Consider the following 24376-nt stretch of genomic DNA (forward strand, 5'->3'; position numbering starts at 1 on the left):
ATCGGGCGCTGTGAGCGTTGTGGAGCGGACGGCCGCTACGAGGCGAGCACCTCGTCGAGCAGCGTCTCCGCCTTGTCCTCGTTGGTGTTCTCCGCCAGCGCGAGCTCGCTGACGAGGATCTGGCGCGCCTTGGCGAGCATGCGCTTCTCCCCGGCGGAGAGGCCGCGCTCGCGCTCGCGACGCCAGAGGTCGCGCACGACCTCGGCAACCTTGATAACGTCACCCGAGGCGAGCTTCTCCAGGTTCGCCTTGTAGCGACGGGACCAGTTGGTCGGCTCTTCGGTGTACGGCGCGCGGAGCACCTCGAAGACCCGGTCCAGACCCTCCTGGCCGACCACATCGCGCACGCCGACGAACTCCGCGTTCTCGGCGGGCACGCGGAGCGTCAGGTCTCCCTGCTGCACCTTGAGCACCAGGTAGGTCTTGTCCACACCTTTGATCTGGCGAATTTCGATGGCCTCGATCAGCGCGGCCCCGTGATGGGGGTAGACCACCGTGTCGCCAACCTTGAACGTCATGTGACAGGACCCCTTCCGTGGCTTTCCAGAATAACACGCTTTTCGGCGCACCCGAAGGGCGTTTTCGCAGGTCAGGGCGGGTCTCGGGGCTTGACAAGGACCCCCATGACGTGCTGCGACCGGTGTTCGAGGAGGGCTTCCCGCAGGTCGGAGGCGGTTCCGCCGCCCGCTGAAACCTCTGGCAACACTCCCGAAACCGTGATTTGATCTTGAGCTTTCACCGTTTATCGGGCCGTTTCCGGATCGTGATCCGATCTTGGTCGGCGCTTGACCTGAACACGCGGACGTGCCGCCGTCCGGACGCCCGTCCACTCCCGTGGCGCGACACGAAGGGACCACCCCGTGAGGACGGCATAAGCGAGGTCGATAATCTGAGACCTGACCTTCCGACACGTGACTTAGGAGAAGCCGCCGCCGTGAGCCGCAGCCTTCGACGCGGCAGCATCGCCGCCATCGCCGCCCTGGCCATCGCCTCGCTGTCCTCCTGCGCCGCCGGGAACACCCCGGCCACGCTGCAGATCCAGCCGGACACCGCGTCGGCCACCCTGGGCACCGACGTCCGACTGAACAACATCGTCGTGGTCACCGGGAGCGAGACCGCCGGTGAGCACACCGGCCCCGCCAACCTGACGGTGAACATCAGCAACACCGGGACCGAGGTGCTCGAGCTGCAGTCCATCACCGTCGACGGCGGCACCGCCGCCACCTTCGCCGACGACAAGGGCGCCCCGCTGACCAGCATCTCGGTCCCGCCCCGCGGCGCCGTGCTGCTCGGCGGCCCCGGCAACCCGTCCGCCAAGGTCGCCTCCACCACCGTGACCGTGGGCGGCTACGTGGCGACCTCCTTCACGTTCAAGAACCACGACAAGCTGGAGACCCAGGCCCAGGTCAACTCGAACAGCGGCCTGTACAAGGGCTTCGGTCCGACCGCCCCGGCCGCCGCGCCGAGCAAGGCGGCCACCCCGGCGGCCACCCCAGCCGCCGGTGCCACCACGCCGGCCGTCGGCGCCACCACCCCGGCCGCCCCCGCCACCGGTGCGACCACCCCGGCCGCTCCCACCCCGGTCGGCTCCGCTTCGATCCCGGCGGTCCCGCCCGCCCACTGAGGCCGGGTACCGCCCCGCCGCGGACACGCGAACGCCCCTCCGGCCGGTGCCGGAGGGGCGTTCCGCGTTCGGGCGGCCGGGGCCGGGTCTACGGCTCGAACTTGTAGCCGAGGCCGCGCACCGTGACCAGGTAGCGCGGGGCGCCCGGGTCCGGCTCGATCTTCGCCCGCAGCCGCTTGACGTGGACGTCCAGCGTCTTGGTGTCGCCGACGTAGTCCGCGCCCCAGACCCGGTCGATCAGCTGCATCCGGGTGAGCACCCGGCCGGCGTTGCGCAGCAGCATCTCCAGCAGGTCGAACTCCTTGAGCGGCAGGTCGACCTTGGCGCCGTCCACGGTCACCACGTGCCGGTCGACGTCCATCCGGACCGGGCCGGCCTCCAGCGCGCCGGGGCCGCCGCCGTCGCCGGGGCCCTCGTTCTCGCCACGGCGGCGCAGCACCGCGCGGATCCGGGCGACCAGCTCACGGGTGGAGTACGGCTTGGTGACGTAGTCGTCCGCGCCTATCTCCAGACCGACCACCTTGTCGATCTCGCTGTCCTTCGCGGTGACCATGATCACCGGCACGTTGGAGCGGACCCGCAGCTGGCGGCAGACCTCGGTACCGGGCAGCCCCGGCAGCATCAGGTCGAGCAGGACGAGGTCGGCGCCGTTGCGTTCGAACTGCTCCAGCGCGTCGGGGCCGGTGGCGGCGATGGCCACCTCGAAGCCCTCCTTGCGGAGCATGTACGAGAGGGCGTCGCTGAACGACTCCTCGTCCTCGACCACCAGTACTCGGGTCACGATCAGGCCTCCGGGGCAAGCTGGGGGGTTGTTTCTGACAGGGGTTCCGCGGAGTCCCCCGCACGGGGCCGGTCCACGGGAGCCTGCCCGGCGGGCAGGCGGAGGGTGAAGGTGGAGCCCTGGCCCTCGACGCTCCACACCGACACGGTGCCGCCGTGCGAGGCGGCCACGTGCTTGACGATGGAGAGTCCGAGGCCGGTGCCGCCGGTCTGCCGGGAGCGTGCGGGGTCGACCCGGTAGAAGCGTTCGAAGACCCGCTCGCGGTCCTTCTCGGAGATGCCGATGCCCTGGTCGGTCACCGAGATCTCGATCAGCTCGCCGTCGGCCTCGCCCAGCGCGGCGGCGCTGGATATCCGGCGGGTGGCGATGGCGACCCTGGTCCGCGGCGGGCTGTAGTTGACGGCGTTCTCGACGAGGTTGCCGAGCGCGGCGGCGAGCTGGCCGCGGTTGCCGTGCAGGTAGAGGCCGGCGATGCCGCCGGCCGCGATGAGGATCTGCTTGGCGGCGGCCTGCTGGCGGCAGCGGTCGATCGCCTCGGCGATCAGCTCGTCCACCGCGACCGGCTCCGGGTCGACCATCAGCCGGTCGTCCTGGACCCGGGAGAGGTCGATGATCTCCTGGACCAGGCTGGCCAGCCTGGTCGCCTCGATCTGCATCCGGCCGGCGAAGCGCTGCACCGCCTCCGGGTCGTCGGCCGCGTCCGCGACCGCCTCGGAGAGCAGTGAGAGCGCGCCGACCGGGGTCTTGAGCTCGTGGCTGACGTTGGCGACGAAGTCGCGGCGGACGGCCTCCACCCGGCGGCGCTCGGTCTGGTCCTCGACCAGCACCAGGACCAGCCGGGAGCCCAGCGGGGCGACCCGGGCCGAGACCGCGAGCGGCTCGGCGGCGCGCGCCGCGCCCGGGCGGGGCAGCTCCAGGTCGAGCTGGCGGATCTCGCCGTCCCGGCGGGTGGAGCGGGCCAGCGAGAGCAGCTGGTCGACGGCGACGGCGCCGCCGCGCACCAGGCCCATCGCGTACGCCGCCGAGCTGGCCTTGACCACGTCGTCGCTCTCGCCGAGCACGATCGCGCAGGAGCGCAGCACGGAGAGCACGGTGTCGACCCCCGGGGGCAGCGGGGGTTCCTGGGCGGCCAGGCTCTGGTGCCGGCCCTGATTGCGGTTGGTTCCGCCGTACCTGCCCCTCGCCTGCTCGCGCTCGCTCCAACGGAAGGCGATCGAGGCCGTGAGGCCGACGCCGAGCCCGGCTATGGCGCAGGCAGCGGCGGCGGCCACGTTCACGTCCATAACGCCAGCCTAAGCGCACGGTGCGGGCGCTCCCCAAGGCCCCGATCAAGGGATCGGCCACGCGTTGCCGAGAATTCACCTTCAAGTAGCCACTGATTCACCGAACGGGTCGTGCGTGGTCGCCCGGACGGCTCACAGTGGGCGCCGGAGCCCGTGTGGGAGGGGTGGCCCGGCCGGACGGCCGCCCGCCGCCCCGGGTGTGCGCGTACGATGCGCGCCACCAGCAGCGGTCATCCATTCGTCGTTCAGATCGTCGTACCGGATGGCCGGTCGGCACCGCCACCGACACAGCTACTGAGGAGAGAGCATGCGCGACGCGTACCACGAGGAACTCGACTCGATCGGCGACAGCCTGGTCGAGATGGCCCGGCTGGTCGGTTCGGCCCTCGGGCGGGCGACCACGGCGCTCCTCGACGCGGACCTGGCGCTGGCGGAGAGCGTGATCGCCGCCGACCAGAAGATCAACGAGCTGCACCACGACCTGGAGAACCGGGCGATCGACCTGCTGGCCCGTCAGCAGCCGGTCGCCACCGACCTGCGCATCGTGGTCACCTCGCTGCGGATGAGCTCCGACCTGGAGCGCTGCGGCGACCTCGCCCAGCACGTCGCCAAGGTCGCGCGGCTGCGCTACCCCGAGTCGGCCGTCCCCGGCGACCTGCACGCGACGGTCCTGGAGCTCGGGCAGCTCGCCCAGCGGCTGGTCGCCAAGGCCGGCCTGGTGATCGCCACCAAGGACGTCGACAAGGCGCTGGAGCTGGAGCAGGACGACGACGCGATCGACGCGCTGCACCGCGAGCTGTTCGCGCACCTCATCGACGAGCGCTGGCACCACGGCATCGAGACCGCGGTGGACGTCACCCTGGTCGGCCGCTACTACGAGCGGTTCGCCGACCACGCGGTCTCGGTGGCCAAGCGCGTGGTGTACCTGGTGACCGGCGAGCACGTGGACGAGTTCGTCGCGGCGACCGAGGCCGCCGCCGAGGTGGAGTGACCCCGGGCGGCTCCTCCCCCTCGGGTGGCTTCATCCCTGGGGGTGAGTAAACCCGGGGCGGGGGTGGTGGGGAAGCACGGGCAGCCGGGCTCCCCACCACTGCGCGCCCGTTGACGCTCCCTCCGGTCGGCGGCTTCACTCGATGCCGTGGGCACCGAGGTGTGCCCGTCAGAAGGAGGGGTCAGCGCGATGAAGGCAAACCCGACCGGCCCGGCATCGGCTCCCGACACCATCGAACCCGTCGCCCCGAAGCTGCTGCCCGTCCTCGCGGCCGGCTGCGGCTGTGGACCGGGCTGCGGCTGCGGCTGCCAGTCCGGCGCGCCCTGCCAGTGCGGCGGTGCCGACGGCGGCTGCTGCGGCCACTGAGGCCGCCCGTCCGACCCTCCCCCGGTGCTGTCGCGGAGCTCCGGGGTGCACGGCTGCCGTGGGAGACGGCCGTGCACCCCGGCCTCCTCACCGCCGGAGCGCCGACGGGGTCCACCGGGTGGGCGCCCGCCGCGCGGTGACCGCGCCGGCCGGGCCGGGCGTCAGAAGCTGACGTCCGCGCAGGAGTAGAAGGCGTTGCCGGTGTCGGCGACGTCCCAGACCGCGACGACCACCTGGTGGCCGGTCCGACCGGACGGCAGGGTCGCGGTGTGGCTGAGCGTGCTGGGCACCTGGGTGCCGTTGTAGGGCACGTTCAGGAACGGGGTCAGCTCCAGGTTGGCCCGGGTGACCGGCTGGGTCGCGTTGTACCCGGGCTTGGTCAGGTAGTACCGGAAGCCCGAGGTGGCGTGCCGGGCGGTGAACCGCCAGGTGAAGGTGAGCCGCTGGCCCGCCGAGACGGCGGTGGTCGGCCAGGCCCCGCCGCGCGGGTCGTCCAGCTCGGCGAACCGGTCGTTGCCGCCGGCGCAGATGGTGCCGTCGGCCGGCCCCGCCGCCGGGAAGCCCTTCGGTCCCTCGACGCTCTGCGGCTCCCAGCGGATGTCTCCGCAGTCGGTCACCGTGCCCGCGCCGCAGAGCGCGGCCCGGCTGGGCGGGGTGGTGATGTAGCCGTGCGACTGCGCCGGAAGGGCGACCGCGACCGGCACCGCGAGGGCGGCGATCACGGCTCCGACGACATGACGTGTGCGCATGGTGCTCCTCCGTGGGGGTGGATGGAGAGTGCGCCGGGCGCGGACACGCGCGCGTGGGGGGCTGGCATGCCTGCGCCGGGTCGGCGCTCACACCGTAGGAGCCGCCACCGGGGCCGTCAATGGTCTGAACCACTTCTGCGACACACCGAACTCGCCGCAGCCACAGGCCAGTTGAAAGCGAAGGGCCCCGCTCCCCCAGTGCGGGGAACGGGGCCCTCGACGGCCGGTCCGGGTTACTTCTTGCCCTGGTTCTTGACGGCCTCGATCGCGGCGGCGGCGGCCTCGGCGTCGAGGTAGCGGCCACCCTTGGTGATCGGCTTGAAGTCGGCGTCCAGCTCGTAGACCAGCGGGATGCCGGTCGGGATGTTGAGGCCGGCGATGTCGGCGTCGGAGATGCCGTCGAGGTGCTTGACCAGCGCCCGCAGGCTGTTGCCGTGGGCGGTCACCAGGACGGTTCGGCCGGCGGCGAGGTCCGGGACGATGGCGTCGTACCAGTACGGGAGCATCCGCTCGACGACGTCCTTCAGGCACTCGGTGCGCGGACGCAGCTCGCTCGGGATCTCGGCGTAGCGGGCGTCACCGGCCTGCGAGTACTCGGCGTCGTCGGCCAGCACCGGCGGCGGGGTGTCGTATGAGCGGCGCCACAGCTGGAACTGCTCCTCGCCGAACTCGGCCAGGGTCTGGGCCTTGTCCTTGCCCTGGAGCGCGCCGTAGTGCCGCTCGTTCAGACGCCAGCTGCGGCTGACCGGGATCCAGTGGCGGTCGGCCTTGTCCAGGGCGATCTGCGAGGTGCGGATGGCACGGCGCAGCAGCGAGGTGTGCAGCACGTCCGGGAGGAAGCCCTCGGCGGCGAGCAGCTCGCCACCGCGCGCGGCCTCCTTCTCGCCCTTCTCGTTGAGGTCGACGTCGACCCAACCGGTGAACAGGTTCTTCTGGTTCCACTCGCTCTCGCCGTGGCGGAGCAGGATGAGTCGGTACGTCGTGTCAGCCATGGCCCCCAGCTTAGTGGAGCCCGGAAAACCGCTGGTCGGGACCCATGCTCGACAGGTAAGGTGTGACCCGCTTCAGAGACTCTTACTCTCCTGCTGAGCGGTCCTGCCCGTACGGCTCAGCGGACGTCCGCCTGCCCGGGAGCCCCCACATGCCCGATTCCTCCCTGTCCGCTCGCACCTCCAGAGCCGTCGCCGAGGCGGTGAGCGGGCTCCCGCGCCAGTTCTGGTGGCTCTGGACCAGCACGCTGATCAACAAGCTCGGCGCGTTCGTGGTCACCTTCCTGGCGCTCTACCTCACGACCGACCGGGGCTACTCGGCCTCGTACGCGGGGCTGGTCGCCTCGCTGTTCGGCCTGGGCTCGGCGATCGCCTCCGTCGTCGCCGGGGTGCTGGCCGACCGGATCGGGCGGCGGCCGACGCTGGTCGCCGCCCAGCTCGGCACCGCCCTGTTCACCGCGCTGCTCGGCTTCAGCGACGGACAGGTGACCATCGCGGTGGTCGCCTTCCTGGTCGGCTTCTGCAACAACGCGACCCGGCCGGCGACCTCGGCCATCATCGCGGACATCGTGCCCGCCGAGGACCGGGTCCGTGCCTTCGCGCTGAACTACTGGGCGATCAACATCGGCTTCGGCCTCTCCGCGGCGGTGGCCGGTCTGATCGCCACCCACGGCTACCTCACGCTCTTCCTGCTGGACGCGCTCTCCACGGTGGTCTGCGCGGTCGTCATCTTCGTGCGCATCCCCGAGACCAGGCCCGAGGCGCCCGCCGCGGCCCCGGGCGGCGCGGGGGCCCCGCCGGCGATCGGCCTCGGCGCGGTGTTCCAGGACGGCCGCTTCATGGCGGTGGTGGTGCTCAACCTGCTGCTCGCCCTGGTCGCCCAGCAGGGCTCCACCACGCTGGCCGTGGACATGGGCCGGGCCGGCATCACCTCCACCCAGTACGGCCTGGTGATCGGGCTCAACGGTCTGCTCATCGTGGTGCTGCAGATCCCGCTCACCCGGTGGATGGCGGGGCGGGACCGGACGGCGCTGCTGGTCGCCAGCGCGCTGCTGATCGGCTGGGGCTTCGGGCTGACCGCGCTGGCCGGCTCCTCGGCCTGGTTCTACGCCTTCACCGTGGCGGTCTGGACGCTCGGCGAGATCCTGAACGCGCCGACCATGATGGGCCTGGTCGCCGAGCTGTCGCCGGCCGAGGCGCGCGGCCGCTACCAGGGCGTCTACTCGCTCTCCTGGTCGCTCGCCTCGTTCCTCGGCCCGGCGGCGGGCGGGGTGCTGCTGGAGCGGGCCGGCAGCGGGGTGATGTGGGGGGCGTGCGCGGTGCTCGGCATGGCCGCCGCCGGCGGGTACGTGCTGCTCGGCCGGCGGCCGGGGGCGGCGCTGGCGAAGTCCGTGGACCTGACGAAGCCCGCGGACCCGGCGGCGGTTCCGGCCCCGCGCGCGGAGCGGGCCGCGGTGGCGGGCACGGAGCGGGCCGTCGAGCCGGAGCGGACCGCGGCGGGCTGAGCCTCCCGGCCGGCTACTCCGCGGCGGGCCGCCCGGCCGTCGGCTGCTCGGCCGTCGGCTGCCCGGCGGCCGACGGCTCGGCGGCGGGCTGCCCGGCGACCGGGGTGGCGAGGTGGGCGAAGGCCGCCAGGTTGCGAGTGGACTCCCCGCGCTTGGTCCGCCACTCCCACTCCCGCCGGATCGCGGTGGCGAAGCCCAGCTCCAGCAGGGTGTTGAACGGCTCGTCGGCGTTCTCCAGCACCGTGCCCAGCAGCCGGTCCACGGTGTCCGGGGTCAGCGCCTCCAGCGGCAGCCGGCCCGCCAGGTAGACGTCCCCGAGCCGGTCGATCGCGTACGCCACACCGTGGAGCCGGGTGTTGCGCTCCAGCAGCCAGCGATAGACCGCCTCGTGGTTCTCGTCCGGGCGGCGGACCACGAAGGCGTTCACCGAGAGGGTGTGGTCGCCGACCCGCAGCGCGCAGGTGGTGCTCAGCTTCCGGGTGCCCGGGAGCGCCGCCACCAGGGTGTACGGGTCGGCGGGGGCCTGCTCCCAGGCCACCCCGGCCTCGTCCAGGGCGGAACGCAGGAGGGTCAGGGCCTCGTCCTTGGTGCGGATTGCCATGGGGGTGACGTTACTCGGCGGTACGCCCGGGCGCAGCAGTACAGCGCGCCAGTGCACCGCAGCAGTACGACCGCGGGGTGCCGGCCCGGCCTCCTGCGGCTCAGGCCCGCCGCTGGCGCGCCCCGGCCAGCCGGCCGACCGGGCGGACCAGGCTGCCGGCGTACACCTCGGCGGTGGTCGCGGCGGCGGTGTCCCAGCCGAACCCGGCCGCGTGCCGGGCCGCCGCGTCGCCCCGCCGGGCCACCAGCTCCGGGTCGGTGACGTACGGCTCCAGCGCGTACGACCAGGCCACCGGGTCGTGGCCGCCCACCAGGGTGCCGGTCTCGCCGTCCCGGACGGCCACCGGCAGGCCGCCCACCGAGGCCGCCACCACCGGCGTGCCGCAGGCCTGCGCCTCCAGCGCGACCAGCCCGAACGACTCGCTGTACGAGGGCATCACCAGCGCCGTCGCGGCCCGGTACCACTCGGCGAGCAGCGCCTGGCCCACCGGCGGGTGGAAGCGCACCACGTCGCCGATGCCCAGCTGGGCGGCCAGCTTGTGCAGGCTCTCCGGCCTGGCCAGCCCGGTGCCGGACGGACCGCCGACCACCGGCACCACCAGCCGCTCGCGCAGCTCCGGTCGGCGCTCCAGCAGGACGGCGACCGCGCGCAGCAGCACGTCGGGGGCCTTCAGCGGCTGGATGCGGCCGGCGAAGAGCAGCACCGCGGCCTCGGCGGGCAGCCCGAGCCGGGCCCGGGCGGCCCGGCGGGCCCGCGCGGCGCCCGGTGCCGCCGGGCGGAAGACGTCCAGGTTGACCCCCGGGTGGACGACGGCCAGCTGGTCCGGGCGCGCCCCGTAGAACCGGGACAGCTCGGCGGCCTCCTCGGTGGTGTTGGCGATCAGCCGGTCGGCCGCCTCCACCACCTGGGTCTCGCCGATCACCCGGGCCGGCGGCTCGGGGGTGTCGCCCTCGGCCAGCGCCGCGTTCTTCACCTTCGCCATGGTGTGCATGGTGTGCACCAGCGGCACGCCCCAGCGCTGCGCCGCCAGCCAGCCGACGTGGCCGGAGAGCCAGTAGTGCGAGTGGACCAGGTCGTAGTGGCCGGGGCGGTGGCCGGCCTCGGTGCGGAGCACCCCGTGGGTGAAGGCGCACAGCTGGGCGGGCAGGTCCTCCTTCAGCAGGCCCTCGTAGGGGCCCGCCGTGACGTGCCGGACCAGCACGCCGGGGGCCAGCTCCACGGTGGGCGCGTCGTCCGAGCAGATCGCCCGGGTGAACACCTCGACCTCGATGTTGAGCTCGGCCAGCCGCTTGGCCAGCTCCACGATGTAGACGTTCATGCCGCCCGCGTCGCCCGTCCCCGGCTGGTGCAGCGGGGAGGTGTGGACGCTGAGCATCGCTATCCGGCGCGGACGGCGCCGACCGCCCTGGACGAGCGACTGGAGCCGGCCTCGCGCGGGCGTGGCCGGCTGGGCACGGCGCACCGAACGGACGGGGTGCTGGATCACCTGGCTGAAGCCTCCTCGTGTACTGCCCGCCTGGGCAGCCGTGCTCGCCTGCCGTCTGCTGCCCGGTGTGCGTGCGCTGCCGCCAAGGCACACATCACCAACAGTGTGCCAACCACGCGATCACCGACCGGCATTCCCGGGGCGCCGCATGAGTTGGGCCACGCCGCGGGCCGCCACCGCGGGCCCCGTACCCTGTGGGACATGGCCGCCTCCTTCCCCGACAGCACGACCGCGCCCGCCCGCGGACGGGCCGGGCGGCCGGTGGGCACCGTCACCCGCGGCACCACCAACACCAACCGGCTGCGCCGGATGGACCGCTGGATCGCCCATACGCTGGGGCCCGCGCTGCGCGCCGCCGAGCAGCCGCCGGTCGCCGTCGACCTCGGCTACGGCGCCGCGCCGTGGACGGCCGTCGAGCTGTCCGGCCGGCTGCGCGCGGTGCGGCCGGACGTCCGGGTGGTCGGGATCGAGATCGAGCCGGCCCGGGTCGCCGCCGCGCTGCCGTACGCGGTGCCACCGCTGCTGACCTTCCGGCGCGGCGGCTTCGAGGTGCCGCTGGACGGCGGGGCGCCCGCCCGGCTGATCCGGGCCGCCAATGTGCTGCGGCAGTACGACGAGTCGGCGGTGGCCGCGGTCTGGGAGCGGCTGCGCGCCCGGCTCGCCCCGGACGGGCTGCTGGTCGAGGGCACCTGCGACGAGATCGGCCGTCGGCACGTCTGGGTGGCGCTCGGTCCCGAGGGGCCGCGGACGGTGACCTTCGCGGCCCGGCTGGGCGGCCTCGGCCAGCCGTCCGACCTGGCCGAACGGCTGCCGAAGGCGCTGATCCACCACAACGTGCCGGGGCGGCCGGTGCACGCCTTCCTGCGCGACTTCGACCGCGCCTGGGCGGCGGCGGCGCCGTACGGGGCGTTCGGCGCCCGGCAGCGCTGGGTGGCGGCCTGCACCTCGCTGGCCGGGGCGTGGCCGCTGGTGGACGCGCGCGGGCGGTGGCGGCAGGGCGAGGTCACCCTGCCCTGGTCGGCACTGGCCCCGTAACGACGACGGACCGCCGGGTACCGGTGGCCGGGCCCATGGTTTCACTCGAACGAGTTATCGAATACCTCTGGCGCGTTGACGCCTCGCCGCGCCACCATGGGACCCGGCCGAAGGATCACTCCCGTCCCGCCAGCCCCAGCTCCAGCCGCACGCCCGCGAACACCTCGTACATCTCCGATCCGAACAACACGAACCGCACCTCCTCGGGTCCGCCGCCCGGCTCCGCCGTCACCGCCGCGACGGTGCCGAGCGCGATCCTGGCCGCATCCGCCGGCGGCCACCCGAAGATCCCGGCCGACACGGCCGGGAAGGCCACCGTGCGCGCGTCCAGCTCCGCCGCCACCCGGAGCGACTCGCGGTAGCAGGAGGCCAGCAGCCCCGCCCGCTCCTCGTACTCGTCCGCCAGGTAGACCGGCCCCACGGTGTGCACCACCCAGCGGGCCGGCAGGTCGCCGGCCGTGGTCGCCACCGCCTGCCCGGTGGGCAGTCCCCGCCCGTACCGCGAGGCCCGCAGCTCGCGGCACTCCTCCAGGATCCGCGCCCCGCCCCGGCGGTGGATCGCCCCGTCCACACCACCGCCGCCCAGCAGGGAGGAATTGGCCGCGTTCACGACGACGTCCACCTGCTGAGCCGTGATGTCACCCTCGACCAGGGTGATCCGCGTCATCATCGTGCAACCCCTCTCGTCGCCCGCTCCGGCACCCGCCGGAACGGTCCCCCGTTCCTGTCCCGCCAGCCATCCAACACGCCGCCACCGGCGTGGCGACAGCCCCGACGGTGCCGGTCGGTCAGAGAAATCCCCGGAGATCACGTTATGGTCGCCAGAAGTTCCCCGCCGCGAGCTGCCGAGCGGGCACTGCGGACGGACGCCGACCGTTACGCATGCGGGGAAAGGGAGGATCAGCCGATGCCCGCAACGGGAGACGGGCGGGCACCTGGTGCCGCGGACCCGCCGGGCGCCCAGCGCGGCGCCCGCTCCGGGCGTGCCCGCGAACGGTCCGGCCCCGACGGCTCCCCGGCACCGGCCCGCCAACCGGCCGGCCCGGCCACCGCGGCCGCGCCGATACCCCACCCGCGGTCGGACACCGCCCCTGCGGGCCCGTCCGGCTCCACGCCCGCCGCCACCGCCCCGCTCAAGCTGCTGGTGATCGAGGACGACGCCACCGACGCCCATCTGCTCAAGGCCGCGGTGGCCGACAGCGGCGCCCCGATCGAGATCCACTGGACCCGCGGACTCGACCAGGCCTTCGCGCTGCTCACCCCCGCCGCCTCCGGGTCCCGGCGCGGGCGCCCGCGCGGCCCCGAGTTCACCCGCGGGGACTTCAGCTGCGTCCTGCTCGACCTCGCCGCCTCCGCCGACCTGCCGCACCCCTCGGACCCGTCGGACGGTCTGGAGGGCCTGCACGAACTGCTCCGCCGGGCCCCGCACACCGCCGTCGTCGTCCTCACCGACGCCGCCGGCGCCCAACTCGGCGCGGCCGCGGTGGCCGCCGGTGCCCAGGACTTCCTGGTCAAGGACGAGACGGACGGCCCGCTGCTGGCCCGCGCCCTGCGCTACGCCGTCGAGCGCAAGCGCGCCGACGAGTCGCAGCGCCGGCTCGTCGAGGCCGAACTGCGCGGCCAGGAGAACGCCCGGCTGCAGCGCCACCTGCTGCCCACCCCGCTGCTCGACGGCGCCAACCTCTCCTTCACCCGCCGCTACCGCCCCGGCCGCCGCCGCGCCCTGCTCGGCGGCGACTTCTACGACGCGGTGCGCACCGAGGACGGCACCGTCCACGTGGTGATCGGCGACGTCTGCGGCCACGGCCCCGACGAGGCCGCGCTCGGCGTGGCGCTGCGGATAGCGTGGCGGACCCTGGTCTTCGCCGGCCTCACCGGCGAGGCCCTGCTGACCACCCTGCAGCACGTGCTGGAGCACGAGCGGCGCAGCGACGAGATCTTCGCCACGCTCTGCATGCTGAGCATCGAACCGGGCGACGCCACCGCCCCGGCGACCGCCGAACGGGCCCGGCTGCACCTCGCCGGCCACCCGCCGCCGCTGCTGCTCGGCGAGGACCACGCCCCGGTCGGCCTGCCCGCCGACCACGCCGGTCCCGCGCTCGGCCTGCTCCCCTGCGACGACTGCCAGGCCGTCTGGCCGGCCCACCGGTTCGAGCTGCCCCCCGGCTGGCGGCTGCTGCTCTACACCGACGGACTGATCGAGGGACGGATCGGCGCCGGCTCCCGCCGCCTCGGCCAGGACGGCCTGGCCGCCCTCATCGGCGACCACCAGGCCGCCGGGCTCACCCGGGGCCGGCTGGTCGACAGCGCGATCGCCGAGGTCGAGGAGCTGAACGGCGGAGCGCTGACGGACGACGTCGCGGTGCTGCTGCTGGAGCGCAACCCGGCGCCGCTGCTCCTGGGCTAGGCCGCCCTGGGCCCTCTGTTCGGGGCACCGGAAGCACCGGGGCACCGGGGCACCGGGAAGCGCCGAGCCCCGGCGTCCGCGCGGGTGGCCCGCCGGACGCCGGGGCTCGGTGCTTCCGCCGTCACCAGGGCCCGTACGGCCCCATGTTGCGCTGGTCGCCCCGGCCGCCGCCCCGCTGGGTGAGCGCCCGGATCGCCGGGCGGACGTCGACCACGTAGACGATCGCCGCGACCAGACCGCCCAGGGTCAGGAAGCTGGTCATGAAGTTCGCGCCGAACAGCAGGTCCAGCCCGAACGCGACGCCGAGGATCGCCAGCCAGAAGCCCTTGGTCTTCTTGTCGGCCGCCCGGTAGGCGTCCTCCGGGCGGGTGGCGGCGTCGATCAGTGCGAACAGCTTGTAGCCCAGGATGGCGACGGCCAGCCACCAGAACGGATTCAGGTAGTCCAGGAACAGAATCTGGGCCACTCCGCCCATCACGGCCTCCTCGTCTCGCTGCGGCACCCCGTCCGTCCATCCTGGCACGGCGGGGCGTCCGCCAAGGGGTCAACGGCCCGGTGGCACCCGATGCGCCCCGGGACCGCGCGGTGCTACTCCGCGCTCTTGCGGGACCGGCCGCGCTTCGGGGCGGCGGCGGGTGCCTCGTCCCCGGCCACCGCCTCCTCGACCAGCTCGCCCTCGACGAGTTCGCCCCCGGCCTCCTCGGCGTCGACCCGCTCGGCGACCGCCTCGGCCGCACCGGCCTCGGCGCCGCGCCCGCGGTCGACCGCGACCTTGCCGCGCTCGGCCAGCCCGTCGTAGGTCTCCTTGGCCTTCACCGCCAGCTCGACGGCGCGGCCGACCTGCTGGAGCGCGAAGGTCTGCGCCTTCTCCTGCAGCGTCCTCAGGTCGGCCGGCAGTGCGGTGACGGTGTCGGTGACCTTGGACTGCGCCTCGACCAGCCGGGCCTGGGCCTCGGCCAGCCGGGCGGTGGCCTTCTCCTGGGTGCCCTTGCGGTCGGCCGCGAGCGCCTCGACCTTGCCGGGCACCTCCCGCAGCTTCTCGTAGGCGAGGTCCCCGGCGCCGGCGAGGGCGTACAGCGGGGTGGGGTCGGTCAGGGTCTTCTTGATGTCGTCCGTGATCGGCACGGCCGGTCCTCCCGTGGTGTCTAGGGTGCCTTGCCCTCGTGCTCGTCCGCGCTCCCGCCCGCACCCTCGTCCGCACCGGGCGGGCGCCCGGCGGCGTTCTCCTTGAGGAAGGCGTCGTAGACCGCGAGCAGCGCCTGCTTCTGCTGCTCGTTGATCAGCGGATCGGCGAGGATCGAGGCCCGCAGTTCCAGGCCCTCACCACGCCGTTCCTCCAGGATCCCGGCCTGGACGTAGAGCGTCTCCGCCGAGATCCGCAGCGCCTTGGCGATCTGCTGCAGGATCTCCGCGCTCGGCTTGCGCAACCCTCGCTCGATCTGGCTGAGGTAGGGGTTGGACACGCCGGCGGCCTCCGCCAACTGCCGCAACGAGTACTGCGCGTTGCGCCGCTGTTCGCGGATGTACTCGCCCAGCGAGCCGACGTTCAGGGAGGCCATGGGATCACCCTGCCCCACGCTGCTTGCTTTTGCAAGCGCACCGCTAGCACCAGCAAACGCTCCGAGGCGCGCCGAGGGTCGGGCCCGGTCAGGCCGGGAGGCGGACCGGCATGAGCACCGAGAAGGTGCCCGGGTGCTCGGGTGCGCGGATGGCGAGCGGGGCGATGGGCCCGCCGAGTTCGAGCACGAGCTGCCCCGGGGCGCCGGCCGCGAGCGCCTCCAGCAGGAAGTCCCGGTTGACCGCCACCCGCAGGGCGGCCGAGCCGGACGGGTCGGACGCGTCGGACGGGTCGGACGCGTCGGACGGGTCGGACGCGTCGGACGGGTCGGACGCGTCGGACGGGTCGGACGCGTCGGCAGCACGTGCGGGCGCCGCGACGGTGAGGCGGCCGGCCTCGTCGACGGCCAGCACGGCGACCTCGCAGGCGGCGCCGTCCGGGCCGGACGGGAGGGTGCGGGTCGGGGCGGACGCGACCGCCTCGCGCAGGTCGGCGGCGGACAGGCCGACCCGGCGGACGGGGTCCAGCCGGATCAGCGCGCGGTAGTCCGGGTAGTCGTGGTCGAGCGCGACGCCCTCGATCCGGTGGCCGTCCACCGCGACGCCCACCGCCGTCCCGTCCAGCACCAGCTCCGCCGTCCCGGCACCGGAGCCGGAGCCGAGCAGCGCGCGGAGGGCGTCGGCCAGGGCGGTCGGCACGATCGCGGCGGCGGAGGCGTCCGCCGCCGGGGCCTCGACCGGGACCTCGGCGAGGGCCATCCGGTAGCGGTCGGTGGCGACCAGCCGCAGCAGACCGCCGTCCAGGTCGAACAGCACGCCGGACAGGACCGGCAGCTCGGGGTCGCTGCCGACGGCGAAGCGGACCGCGTCCAGGGCCTCGGCCAGCGCGCGGGCGGGGACGGTGCAGCGGTGCTCGACGGGGGTGGCGGTCATCGGGTTCTCCCTCTGGTCGATCAGTCGACGGATCAGGGAGAGCTCCCGGCGCGCGTCGGCGAGGCCGTCCTCCAGCCGGCGCAGGTGCGCGTCGAGCAGCCGCCGGGCGGTGTCGCCGCCGGGGGCCGCGCCGAGCACCGCCCGGACGTCGGCCAGCGGCAGGCCCACCCGGCGCAGCCGGGCGAGCAGCCGAGCGTCGGCGAGCTGCTCGGGCGCGTACCAGCGGTAGCCGGTGCGCGGGTCGACACGGGCGGGGGCCAGCACGTCGGCGCCGTCGTAGAAGCGCAGGGCGCTCACGCTCAGACCGCTGTCGCGGGCCAGCTCTCCGATGCTGCGCAGGTCGCTCTCCATGCCAGGGACTCTGGGGCCTCGACCGGGTCGAGGGTCAAGCCGGACGGCCGACCGGCTCCGACCCTATCGGCGGCCCCCGACCAGCATGGTTGAACTTTGAACGAAGTGGGGCTACAGTGGAGCCAACAAGTTGAAGCCTAAACAAATGGCTTCGGACCCGAGGAGGAGCCATGGGCCTTTTCAACCGCAACAAGAACACCACCGCCGCCGCGACCACCACCGTCGCCGTCACCGAAGGCCCGGACCTCGGCCACCTCTCGGGCGACTGGACCATCGACGCCACCCACAGCGAGATCGGCTTCTCCGTCCGCCACGCGATGGTCACCAACGTCAAGGGCCGCTTCACCGAGTACGACGGCAAGCTGCACCTCGACGGCACCACGCCGACCAACTCCAGCGCCGTGCTGGTCATCAAGGTCGGCAGCATCGACACCAACCAGGCGCAGCGCGACGAGCACCTGCGCACCAGCGACTTCTTCGCCGCCGAGACCTTCCCCGAGATGAGCTTCCGCAGCACCTCCGCCGAGCGCCTGCGCGACGACTCCTACCGGATGGCCGGCGAGCTGACCATCAAGGACGTCACCCGTCCGATCGTCCTGGACCTCGACTTCACCGGCCACGCCGTCGACGCCTACGGCGCGGACCGGGTCGGCTTCGAGGGCAAGGCCGTCCTGGACCGCACCGAGTGGGGCCTCACCTACAACGCGGCCCTGGAGACCGGCGGCGTGCTGATCGGCGAGAAGGTGAAGCTCACCTTCGACATCTCCGCAGTGAAGGCGGCCTGACCCGGCCGACCGCGGCCCCGGGCCCTGTGGGGCCCTCCCCGACCGCGGGCGCGCAGTCTCGACGCCCCCTGCGACTGCGCGTCCGCAGCCAACCCCACCCCTGCCGACCCCCGAGCGGCAGGGGTGGGATCATCTTCGGCTCGAACAACCGTCCGACGCCGGGTGATTCCTGGTCCGGCGCGATTTCGCGCACCGTTTTCTCCCCGCACCGCCTCCGCCTGGCCCCCGCCCGCACCGGTGACCACGCCGCCCGGGCGGCGGACCGCTCAGGGCGCCAGCAGCGCGGCGTCCGCCACCGGGAGCCAACTGTCCGCCGGGCGCCGCAACCAGGCCTCCCGCGCACCGAGTTCGACGGCCGCGGAGAGCATCGCGGTCAGTCCGGGATGCCGCAGGTCCGGGCGGTGCACCAGGCTCACCAGGCTGAGCGGCACCGGATCGACGAGCGGAACGTTCACCGCCCCCGGCAGCACCGGACCGCCGACGGTGGTCAGCATCGGATCGCCGTGCCGGGCGAGGTAGCGGGCGGTCTCGTCCACCCCCACCGGTGGGACCCGCGGCGGTGCCGGCACCAGGCCGTGCTCGCGCAGCAGCCGCAGGCCGAGGTCGGTCCACTCGGTGGTGGCCGGGTTGCCCGCGCAGACGTCCACCGGATGGCCGGCCAGGTCCGCCGGCCGTAGCACCGGCCGATCGGCGAGCGGATGACCGGCCGCCATCATCACCGAAATCCGCTCGAACCGGAGCGGCCGCTGGGCGAGTTGGGCGCGAACCCCGGAGGCCAGGCCGGCGAAGCGGCCGAACGAGACGTCCAGCCGGTGGGCGAGCAGTTCACCGGCGGCCGCCGCCAGACCACCGTGGAAGCGGGCCAGGAGTTCGCCCTCCGGCCAGTCGGCGCGGGCCCGTCGGAGCAGCCGGTGGCTGGTGAGGTCCGGTCCGGTGACGTCACTGTTGAGGTCCAGCAGCAGCGAACGGTGCGCGGCGCCGGCGAGGATCTCGTCGTGCAGTGCCAGCAGCCGGCGCGCCTTGGGCAGCAACCCGCTTCCGGCCGCGGTGAGTTCGACGTTGCGCGTGGTGCGGGTGAAGAGCGCGTCGCCGAGCAGCCCCTCCAGCGTCCGGACGTCCCGGCTGAGCGCCTGCTGCGCCACGTGCAGACGCTCGGCGGCCCGCCCGAAGTGCAGCGTCTCGGCGATCGCGACAAAACCGCGGAGCAGGCGGGGGTGCAGGTCACGGGGCATGGCGGCAGGCTAACAACGTCCCCGGGGGCGGGCGGGCCGATTTCTTCCGGCCGCATTGACACCACACTGTTGTCAATGCGGCAGAACAGGTGTTGGACCACGCACGGCCGGCGGCCCGAGGCTGAGGGGCCTTCCCCTCCCCCCTCTCCCCGTGGAGTCCCATGCTCTCCCCGTACCGACGCCTGTTCGCCCGGCCCGGCACCACCGCCTTCACCCTGGCCGGGCTGCTCGGCCGGCTGTCGATGTCGATGATCGGGGTCTCGCTGGTGGTGCTGATCGCCGAACGGCGCGGCTCGTACGCGCTGGCGGGCACCGTCGCGGCGACCGGCCTGGTCACCGGGGCGATCGGCATGCCGGTGATCGGCCGGCTGGTCGACCGGTTCGGGCAGGCGCGGGTCACCGTCCCCACGGTGCTCTACTGCACGGTGCCGCTCTCCGGACTGCTGCTCTGCGTCCGCACCGGGGCTCCCGACTGGACGCTGTACGTCTGCTGGGCCGCCGGCGCGGCGGCACCGAACCTCGGCGGCATGGCCCGGGCCCGCTGGGCACATCTGCTCCGGGACGAGCCGGACGAGCGGCACCTCGCCAACTCCTTCGAACAGGCGCTGGACGAACTCTGCTTCATGGCCGGCCCGGTGCTCGGCATGGTGCTGTGCACGACGATCGCACCGGAGGCCGGACTGCTCACCGCCGGCGGACTCGGCGCGGTCGGCGGGCTGCTCTTCGCGGCCCAGCGCCGCACCGAACCGCCGACCGCCGGACACCCGACCGCCGGACACCCGGCCGCCGGACGGCACGGCTCCCCGCTGCGGGTACCGGGGCTGCGGGTGCTCACGGTGACCTTCCTCAGCACCGGCATGATCTTCGGTGCGCTCGACCTGACCACCGTCGCCTACGCGGACGCGCTGGGGCACCGGCCGGTCGCGGGCGGTCTGCTGGCCCTGGTGGCGGCCGGCTCCTGCGTGGCCGGGCTGGTGTTCGGCACGCTGCGGCCGAACGGCCCGGCGGGCGCCCGCTTCGTGCGGGGCCTCGCGGCGATGGCGGGTCTGCTGCTCCTGCCGCTGGCCGCCGGACTGGGCGGCGCGGGGCTCGTCCTGCTCGGAGTGGCGCTGTTCGCGGCCGGGACGGGGACCGCGCCGACCATGGTCACCGGCATGATGCTGCTCCAGGAGCTGCTGCCGCAGCGGCAGTTGAACGAGGGTATGGCGATCGCGGTGTCCGGCATCGTGGTCGGCATCTCGGGCGGCTCGGCGCTGGCCGGCACGGTCGCCGAGCACGCGGGGCCCGGCGCCGGCTACTGGATCCCGGCCTGCGCGGCGGCGCTCGCCCTGCTGATCGGGCTCGCGGGCCGCCGCCACCTGGTCGCGCCGGCGGCGGCTCCCGAACGCGTTGTCAGTGCCGCGCGCTAGCGTTCGGGGCATGACGGCTGCGAGCACCATCACCCACGTCCGCGGCGATGCCACGGCGCCCCTGGGCAAGGGGGTCAAGGTGATCGCGCACGTCTGCAACGACCTCGGCGGCTGGGGGAAGGGGTTCGTGCTGGCCGTCTCGCAGCGCTGGCCGGAGCCGGAGGCGGCGTACCGGCGCTGGCACCGCGAGCGGGCGGGGAACGACTTCGGGCTCGGCGCCGTGCAGTTGGTGCGGGTCGGGACGCACCTCTGGGTGGCCAACATGGTCGGCCAGCGCGGCATCCGCACCGGCCGCTCCTCCGGGCCGCCGGTGCGCTACGAGGCGATCGACACCGCGCTGGCGACGCTGGGCGGGCACGCGCTCGACCTGGGCGCGTCCGTGCACATGCCGCGGATCGGGTGCGGACTGGCGGGTGGGCGCTGGGAGTCGGTGGAACCGCTGGTGACCGCCCGGCTGTCCGGTCGAGGGGTGCCGGTGACGGTCTACGACCGCGACTGACGGGCGAGTTCGGAGGCCGGCCAGGTGTACTCGTACTCGGGCAGCGTGTGGCCGCCGGGGAAGACGCCCTGGCGCTCGGCGGTGCGGTGGGCGCCCTCGCGCTCGTAGAAGGCGACGGCGCGGGTGTTGGCCTGCAGCACCTCCAGGTAGAGGTCCGTGCCGGGGTGGCGGTCGGCCGTGTGCGCCCGGGCGGCGGCCAGCAGTTCGCGGCCGATGCCGCCGCCGGTCAGTCCGGGGCGGACGTGCAGGTTGTCGAGCAGCACCCGGCCGTCCCCGTACGGGACGAGGTAGGCGAACCCGACGACGTCACCGTCCCGTTCGGCGATCAGCAGCTCGGGGGTCGTCTCCGGACCGCCGTAGTCGACGGCCAGCCGCAGTTCCCAGATCTCGCGCCGCTCGGCGGCCAGCCCGTCGCCGAGGGCTTCGGCCGGGACGATGCCGGCGTACGCGGTGCGCCAGCTGGCGGCGTGCAGTTCGGCGACGACCTCGGCGTCCTGGGGGCCGCCCGGGCGGATCACGATGCTCATTCGGCAAGCCTCTCATTCGCGCTTGAACGCGTTCAAGTGATGACCTAGAGTCAGAGCATGTCTTTGAACGCGTTCGAAAAATGCGGCAGGACGGCGTCGGTACCGGATGCGGAGGGGGCATCCGGTGCCGCGGACTCCGACACCGCCTGGGACTGATCCGATCGGGCTAGGCTCGGAGCCGTGGACGACCTGGCAGCGACGAACGGCACGAGCACGGCGAACGGCGCCAACGGCACGGACGGGGGCGGCACCGGCACGGCCGGGGACACCGCGGGCCCGGCCGAGACGCGCGGCAGCCGCGCACAGCCGAAGACCGACAAGAGCGAGCAGACCCGGGCCCTGATCCTGGAGACCGCGATGCGGCTCTTCCAGGAGCGCGGCTACGAGAAGACCACCATGCGCGCCATCGCCACCGAGGCGGGCGTCTCGGTCGGCAACGCCTACTACTACTTCTCGGCCAAGGAATTCCTGATCCAGGGGTTCTACGACGGCATGACGCACGAGCACGCCGCGGACGCCAGGAGCCGCATGGCGCACACCCGGGACTTCAGCGAGCGACTGGAGATCGCCCTCGCCTCCTGGCTCGACACGGCCGCCCCGTACCACGAGTTCTCCGCCCAGTTCTTCCGCACCGCCGCCGACCCGAACAGCTCGCTGAGCCCGTTCTCCAACGAGTCCCACCCGGCCCGGGCGACAGCCGTCGAGCTCTTCCGCGAGGTGCTGCAGGGCTCCGAGCTGGCGCCGAAGCTGGACGCCGAACTGGTCGACCTGCTGCCCGACGTGCTGTGGCTCTACCTGATGATCGTGGTGCTCTACTGGGTCTTCGACCGGACCCCGGACACCGAGCGCACCCGGGAGTTCGTCCGGCGGTCGGTGCCCATGACGGCCCGGGTCATCAACCTTTCGCGCTACCGGGTGTTCCGGCCGATCGTCCGTGACGCCAAGGGCCTCATCCAGGACTTCATCCTGCCCACCATCGGGAAGACCGCGGTGAAGTAGCCGCGGCACGGCCACCGCACGGCGGACACCCCCGGCCGCGCGGACCGGGGGTGACGGCCGATCAGAATCCGTCGATGTTCCAGGCCAGCAGCGGCCGGCGCAGCAGCAGGTCCGCGGCGGCCACCGCGCCCGGGCGCAGCTCGGTGACCAGGCCGGCCAGCGCGATCCGGGGCAGCGTCTCGCCGGCCAGGTAGAGCGCGCCGAGCGCCGAGGCGTCCAGCGCCAGGTCGGCCTCGTCGGTGGTCCGGGTACAGCGGCCGGTACCGTCCGCGGCGACCTCGATCGCCCAGCGGCCGGCGGCGTGGCCCTCCCGGTCCTCGACCTCCAGCACCACGCGGCCGGGCGCGCCGTACGTCCGGGCGTTGAAGGCGGCCTCGACGTCCAGCACCCGCAGCCACATGAAGTCGGCGTTGTCGACGTGCGGGGTGGCGGCGCGCGGCTCGTTCAGCAGCATCGGCAGCGGGTCGTCCGGTCCGACGTTCTCCACCGAGACCTTGCGCACCCAGTCGACCGAGAAGAGGTAGCCCCACAGCGCGTGGGCTGTCGGCCGGTCCAGGGCGAAGAAGTCCAGGACGGTGAGCGTGCAGTTCGGGTAGGAGCCGTCCCAGGTGTCGTCGACCTTGTAGACGGCCAGGCCGGTGGCGGTCCCCTCGGCGTCCCGGTGGACGACGGCGAAGGGCTCCTTCCAGTCGAAGCCGGGCACCTCGATCTCACCGGTGTGGCGCTGCCAGGTCAGCTCGTCGCGGTCGATCGCACCGGGCTGGGTGACCCGCCAGCGGTCGAACAGCTCGGGGCCGATCTTGCGCAGCTCCGCCATGTCGACCAGGTCGATCCGCCCGCCGGGCACGGTGGGCAGGCCGGCCCGCAGGCCGCCGGCGCGGAGCAGGTCGATGTTCCAGCCGTGGCCGCGGGTGGCGGGGCCGAAGCCGTACCGGCCGTAGATGTTGTACTCGGCGGCGATCAGGATCGCGACGGCGGCACCGCGCTCCCGGGCCGCGGCGAGGTCCCCGGTCATCATCCGGCGCAGCAGGCCGCGCCGCCGGTGGGTGGCGGTCACGGTGACGGCGGTGATCGCGTCGGCCTTCACCACGGCGCCGCCGGGCACGGTCAGTTCGGCGTCGAAGCTGCGGAAGGTGGCGACGATCCGGCCGTCGTCGAACGCGCCGAGCATCCGGCCCGGCTGCCACTGCCGGCGGCGGAACTCCGTCGCCCGGCCGACGTGCGACCGCAGGAAGCCGACGGCCAGCGCCCGGTCCCACGCCTCGACCTCGTCCTCGCCGACCGCCCGGATCTCGATCCCGTCGACGATGTCGCCCTGTTCCTTCGAACGCTGTTCCTTCGGACGGCCGCTGCCCGGATCGCGGGGGCCGTCGTTCGTCTCATTGCCCATTCGCTCACCGTACGGCGGGATTTCGGCGATGGCATCCGAATTATTCCGGGTGCGGAGGACGGGCCCCACCCGCCCCGTCCGCCCTCGGCGAAGACCGGCCCGGACGGGCGCCGGCCGCCCTAGAGTCCGGCCCATGGCGACAATCACCACCCACACGGTCCGTTACCCGGCCGATGGACTGACGATGATCGGACACCTCGCACTCCCCTCCGGCACCGGCCGCCGGCCTGCGGTCCTGCTCGGCCCCGAGGGGCCCGGCCTGAACGACGTCTACCGCCACCGGGCCGACGCCCTCGCCGAACTCGGCTACGTGGCACTGGCCTTCGACCTGCACGGCGGGCGCTGGTTCACCGACCCCCAGGAGATGCTGGCGCGCGCGCTGCCGCTGCTCGCCGACCCCGAGCGGATGCGGGACGTCGGCCACGCGGCGCTCGACGTGCTGCGCGCCGAACCGCGCACCGACCCGGAGCGGATCGCCGCCGTCGGCTACGGCACCGGGGGCGCCATCGCCCTGGAACTCGGCCGCGCCGGGGTCGACCTGCGGGCGATCGGGACGGTCAACGGCCTGACCACGGGCCGGCCGGGCGAGGCCGCGCGCATCCGCTGCCCGGTGTGGGCCGGGGTCGGGTCGGAGGATCCGATCATGCCGCCCGCGCAGCGGGAGGCGTTCACCGCCGAGATGCAGGCCGCGGGCGTCGACTGGCGCCTCGTGGTCTACGGCGGGGCGCTGCACGCGTTCCACCACCCGCCGGTCGACCACACCGTGCTCCCCGGTGTCGGCCACCACCCCCGGCACGCGGAGCGGGCATGGCACGACGTCCTCGGCCTGCTCGCCGAGTGCCTGCCAGTGACCGAGTGAGTGGGCGCCCGGCCGCGC

The 24376-nt window shown here is 73.8% G+C and carries 26 protein-coding genes; 11 read left to right on the plus strand and 15 right to left on the minus strand.

What is annotated here, in order from left to right:
- Positions 1-35: 35 nt before the first annotated feature.
- Complete coding sequence (locus tag ACFVVU_RS23835) at positions 36-518, minus strand: CarD family transcriptional regulator (RefSeq protein ID WP_030244332.1); 483 nt, start codon at positions 516-518, stop codon at positions 36-38.
- Between the two features lie 416 nt (positions 519-934).
- On the opposite strand from ACFVVU_RS23835, the gene ACFVVU_RS23840 reads away from it, so the two are divergent.
- Positions 935-1624, plus strand: coding sequence for a DUF461 domain-containing protein (locus tag ACFVVU_RS23840; RefSeq protein WP_380683004.1), 690 nt, complete (start codon positions 935-937; stop codon positions 1622-1624).
- A gap of 88 nt (positions 1625-1712) precedes the next feature.
- Here ACFVVU_RS23840 and ACFVVU_RS23845 read toward each other — a convergent pair whose 3' ends face one another.
- Together ACFVVU_RS23845 and ACFVVU_RS23850 are read right to left on the minus strand one after the other, a co-directional pair.
- Positions 1713-2405: a response regulator transcription factor gene (locus tag ACFVVU_RS23845; protein WP_030305055.1), complete on the minus strand. Its 693-nt coding sequence runs from the start codon at positions 2403-2405 to the stop codon at positions 1713-1715.
- Positions 2406-2407: 2 nt separating this feature from the next.
- Positions 2408-3688, minus strand: a complete 1281-nt coding sequence (locus ACFVVU_RS23850) for a sensor histidine kinase (RefSeq protein WP_380683003.1) — start codon at positions 3686-3688, stop codon at positions 2408-2410.
- 307 nt (positions 3689-3995) lie between these two features.
- Here ACFVVU_RS23850 and phoU point away from each other — a divergent pair, with 307 nt between their 5' ends.
- Positions 3996-4679: a phosphate signaling complex protein PhoU gene (phoU, locus tag ACFVVU_RS23855; RefSeq protein WP_380683002.1), complete on the plus strand. Its 684-nt coding sequence runs from the start codon at positions 3996-3998 to the stop codon at positions 4677-4679.
- Positions 4680-4868: 189 nt separating this feature from the next.
- Entirely contained in the window at positions 4869-5045 is a 177-nt protein-coding gene (locus ACFVVU_RS23860) for a hypothetical protein (RefSeq protein ID WP_355357745.1), read from the plus strand.
- Between the two features lie 161 nt (positions 5046-5206).
- Here the strand turns inward: ACFVVU_RS23860 and ACFVVU_RS23865 are convergent, their stop codons facing one another.
- Both ACFVVU_RS23865 and ACFVVU_RS23870 read right to left on the minus strand, forming a co-directional pair.
- Positions 5207-5794 (minus strand): lytic polysaccharide monooxygenase, encoded by a 588-nt coding sequence (locus ACFVVU_RS23865; protein ID WP_387792092.1) that lies wholly within the window; start codon positions 5792-5794, stop codon positions 5207-5209.
- Between the two features lie 233 nt (positions 5795-6027).
- Positions 6028-6786, minus strand: a complete 759-nt coding sequence (locus ACFVVU_RS23870) for a phosphoglyceromutase (RefSeq protein WP_380682999.1) — start codon at positions 6784-6786, stop codon at positions 6028-6030.
- 149 nt (positions 6787-6935) lie between these two features.
- Here ACFVVU_RS23870 and ACFVVU_RS23875 point away from each other — a divergent pair, with 149 nt between their 5' ends.
- Positions 6936-8288: an MDR family MFS transporter gene (locus ACFVVU_RS23875; protein WP_387792094.1), complete on the plus strand. Its 1353-nt coding sequence runs from the start codon at positions 6936-6938 to the stop codon at positions 8286-8288.
- Positions 8289-8301: 13 nt separating this feature from the next.
- On the opposite strand, the gene ACFVVU_RS23880 is transcribed toward ACFVVU_RS23875, so the two are convergent.
- Both ACFVVU_RS23880 and mshA read right to left on the minus strand, forming a co-directional pair.
- Positions 8302-8889, minus strand: coding sequence for a YbjN domain-containing protein (locus tag ACFVVU_RS23880; protein ID WP_387792096.1), 588 nt, complete (start codon positions 8887-8889; stop codon positions 8302-8304).
- A gap of 100 nt (positions 8890-8989) precedes the next feature.
- Positions 8990-10372, minus strand: coding sequence for a D-inositol-3-phosphate glycosyltransferase (gene mshA, locus ACFVVU_RS23885; protein ID WP_380683010.1), 1383 nt, complete (start codon positions 10370-10372; stop codon positions 8990-8992).
- 204 nt (positions 10373-10576) lie between these two features.
- On the opposite strand from mshA, the gene ACFVVU_RS23890 reads away from it, so the two are divergent.
- Entirely contained in the window at positions 10577-11410 is an 834-nt protein-coding gene (locus ACFVVU_RS23890) for a class I SAM-dependent methyltransferase (RefSeq protein ID WP_380682996.1), read from the plus strand.
- Between the two features lie 115 nt (positions 11411-11525).
- Here the strand turns inward: ACFVVU_RS23890 and ACFVVU_RS23895 are convergent, their stop codons facing one another.
- Complete coding sequence (locus tag ACFVVU_RS23895) at positions 11526-12077, minus strand: O-acetyl-ADP-ribose deacetylase (protein WP_380683009.1); 552 nt, start codon at positions 12075-12077, stop codon at positions 11526-11528.
- A gap of 240 nt (positions 12078-12317) precedes the next feature.
- Between ACFVVU_RS23895 and ACFVVU_RS23900 the strand changes: the two genes are divergently transcribed.
- Positions 12318-13817: a PP2C family protein-serine/threonine phosphatase gene (locus ACFVVU_RS23900; RefSeq protein WP_380682995.1), complete on the plus strand. Its 1500-nt coding sequence runs from the start codon at positions 12318-12320 to the stop codon at positions 13815-13817.
- Between the two features lie 121 nt (positions 13818-13938).
- Here ACFVVU_RS23900 and ACFVVU_RS23905 read toward each other — a convergent pair whose 3' ends face one another.
- From ACFVVU_RS23905 to ACFVVU_RS23920, 4 genes are all read right to left on the minus strand, one after another.
- Entirely contained in the window at positions 13939-14292 is a 354-nt protein-coding gene (locus ACFVVU_RS23905; RefSeq protein ID WP_380684976.1) for a DUF2516 family protein, read from the minus strand.
- Between the two features lie 113 nt (positions 14293-14405).
- Positions 14406-14942, minus strand: a complete 537-nt coding sequence (locus ACFVVU_RS23910; protein ID WP_380684975.1) for a hypothetical protein — start codon at positions 14940-14942, stop codon at positions 14406-14408.
- Between the two features lie 20 nt (positions 14943-14962).
- A complete protein-coding gene (locus ACFVVU_RS23915) occupies positions 14963-15376 on the minus strand; it encodes a helix-turn-helix transcriptional regulator (RefSeq protein WP_355357719.1) in 414 nt (137 codons plus the stop codon).
- Between the two features lie 88 nt (positions 15377-15464).
- A complete protein-coding gene (locus ACFVVU_RS23920) occupies positions 15465-16658 on the minus strand; it encodes a MerR family transcriptional regulator (RefSeq protein WP_387792098.1) in 1194 nt (397 codons plus the stop codon).
- Positions 16659-16828: 170 nt separating this feature from the next.
- Here ACFVVU_RS23920 and ACFVVU_RS23925 point away from each other — a divergent pair, with 170 nt between their 5' ends.
- Positions 16829-17443 (plus strand): YceI family protein, encoded by a 615-nt coding sequence (locus ACFVVU_RS23925; RefSeq protein WP_387792100.1) that lies wholly within the window; start codon positions 16829-16831, stop codon positions 17441-17443.
- A 266-nt stretch (positions 17444-17709) separates the two neighbouring features.
- Here ACFVVU_RS23925 and ACFVVU_RS23930 read toward each other — a convergent pair whose 3' ends face one another.
- Positions 17710-18675, minus strand: a complete 966-nt coding sequence (locus ACFVVU_RS23930) for a LysR family transcriptional regulator (protein WP_387792101.1) — start codon at positions 18673-18675, stop codon at positions 17710-17712.
- Between the two features lie 161 nt (positions 18676-18836).
- On the opposite strand from ACFVVU_RS23930, the gene ACFVVU_RS23935 reads away from it, so the two are divergent.
- Complete coding sequence (locus ACFVVU_RS23935; protein WP_387792103.1) at positions 18837-20084, plus strand: MFS transporter; 1248 nt, start codon at positions 18837-18839, stop codon at positions 20082-20084.
- Positions 20085-20094: 10 nt separating this feature from the next.
- Positions 20095-20583: a macro domain-containing protein gene (locus ACFVVU_RS23940; RefSeq protein WP_380684970.1), complete on the plus strand. Its 489-nt coding sequence runs from the start codon at positions 20095-20097 to the stop codon at positions 20581-20583.
- Here ACFVVU_RS23940 and ACFVVU_RS23945 read toward each other — a convergent pair.
- Positions 20568-21110 (minus strand): GNAT family N-acetyltransferase, encoded by a 543-nt coding sequence (locus ACFVVU_RS23945; RefSeq protein ID WP_387792105.1) that lies wholly within the window; start codon positions 21108-21110, stop codon positions 20568-20570. The two genes, ACFVVU_RS23940 and ACFVVU_RS23945, sit on opposite strands and share 16 nt — an antisense overlap.
- 180 nt (positions 21111-21290) lie before the next feature.
- On the opposite strand from ACFVVU_RS23945, the gene ACFVVU_RS23950 reads away from it, so the two are divergent.
- Complete coding sequence (locus tag ACFVVU_RS23950; RefSeq protein WP_380684968.1) at positions 21291-22109, plus strand: TetR family transcriptional regulator; 819 nt, start codon at positions 21291-21293, stop codon at positions 22107-22109.
- A gap of 61 nt (positions 22110-22170) precedes the next feature.
- Here the strand turns inward: ACFVVU_RS23950 and ACFVVU_RS23955 are convergent, their stop codons facing one another.
- The gene (locus ACFVVU_RS23955) at positions 22171-23499 is read right to left on the minus strand and encodes a GNAT family N-acetyltransferase (protein ID WP_380684967.1); all 1329 of its coding nucleotides are present in this window, start codon (positions 23497-23499) and stop codon (positions 22171-22173) included.
- Positions 23500-23632: 133 nt separating this feature from the next.
- On the opposite strand from ACFVVU_RS23955, the gene ACFVVU_RS23960 reads away from it, so the two are divergent.
- On the plus strand, positions 23633-24358 hold the full coding sequence (locus ACFVVU_RS23960; protein ID WP_380684966.1) for a dienelactone hydrolase family protein: 726 nt from the start codon (positions 23633-23635) through the stop codon (positions 24356-24358).
- The last annotated feature ends 18 nt before the right edge of the window (positions 24359-24376 follow it).

Source organism: Kitasatospora sp. NPDC057965, from assembly GCF_042887135.1.
Taxonomy (GTDB): Bacteria; Actinomycetota; Actinomycetes; order Streptomycetales; family Streptomycetaceae; genus Kitasatospora.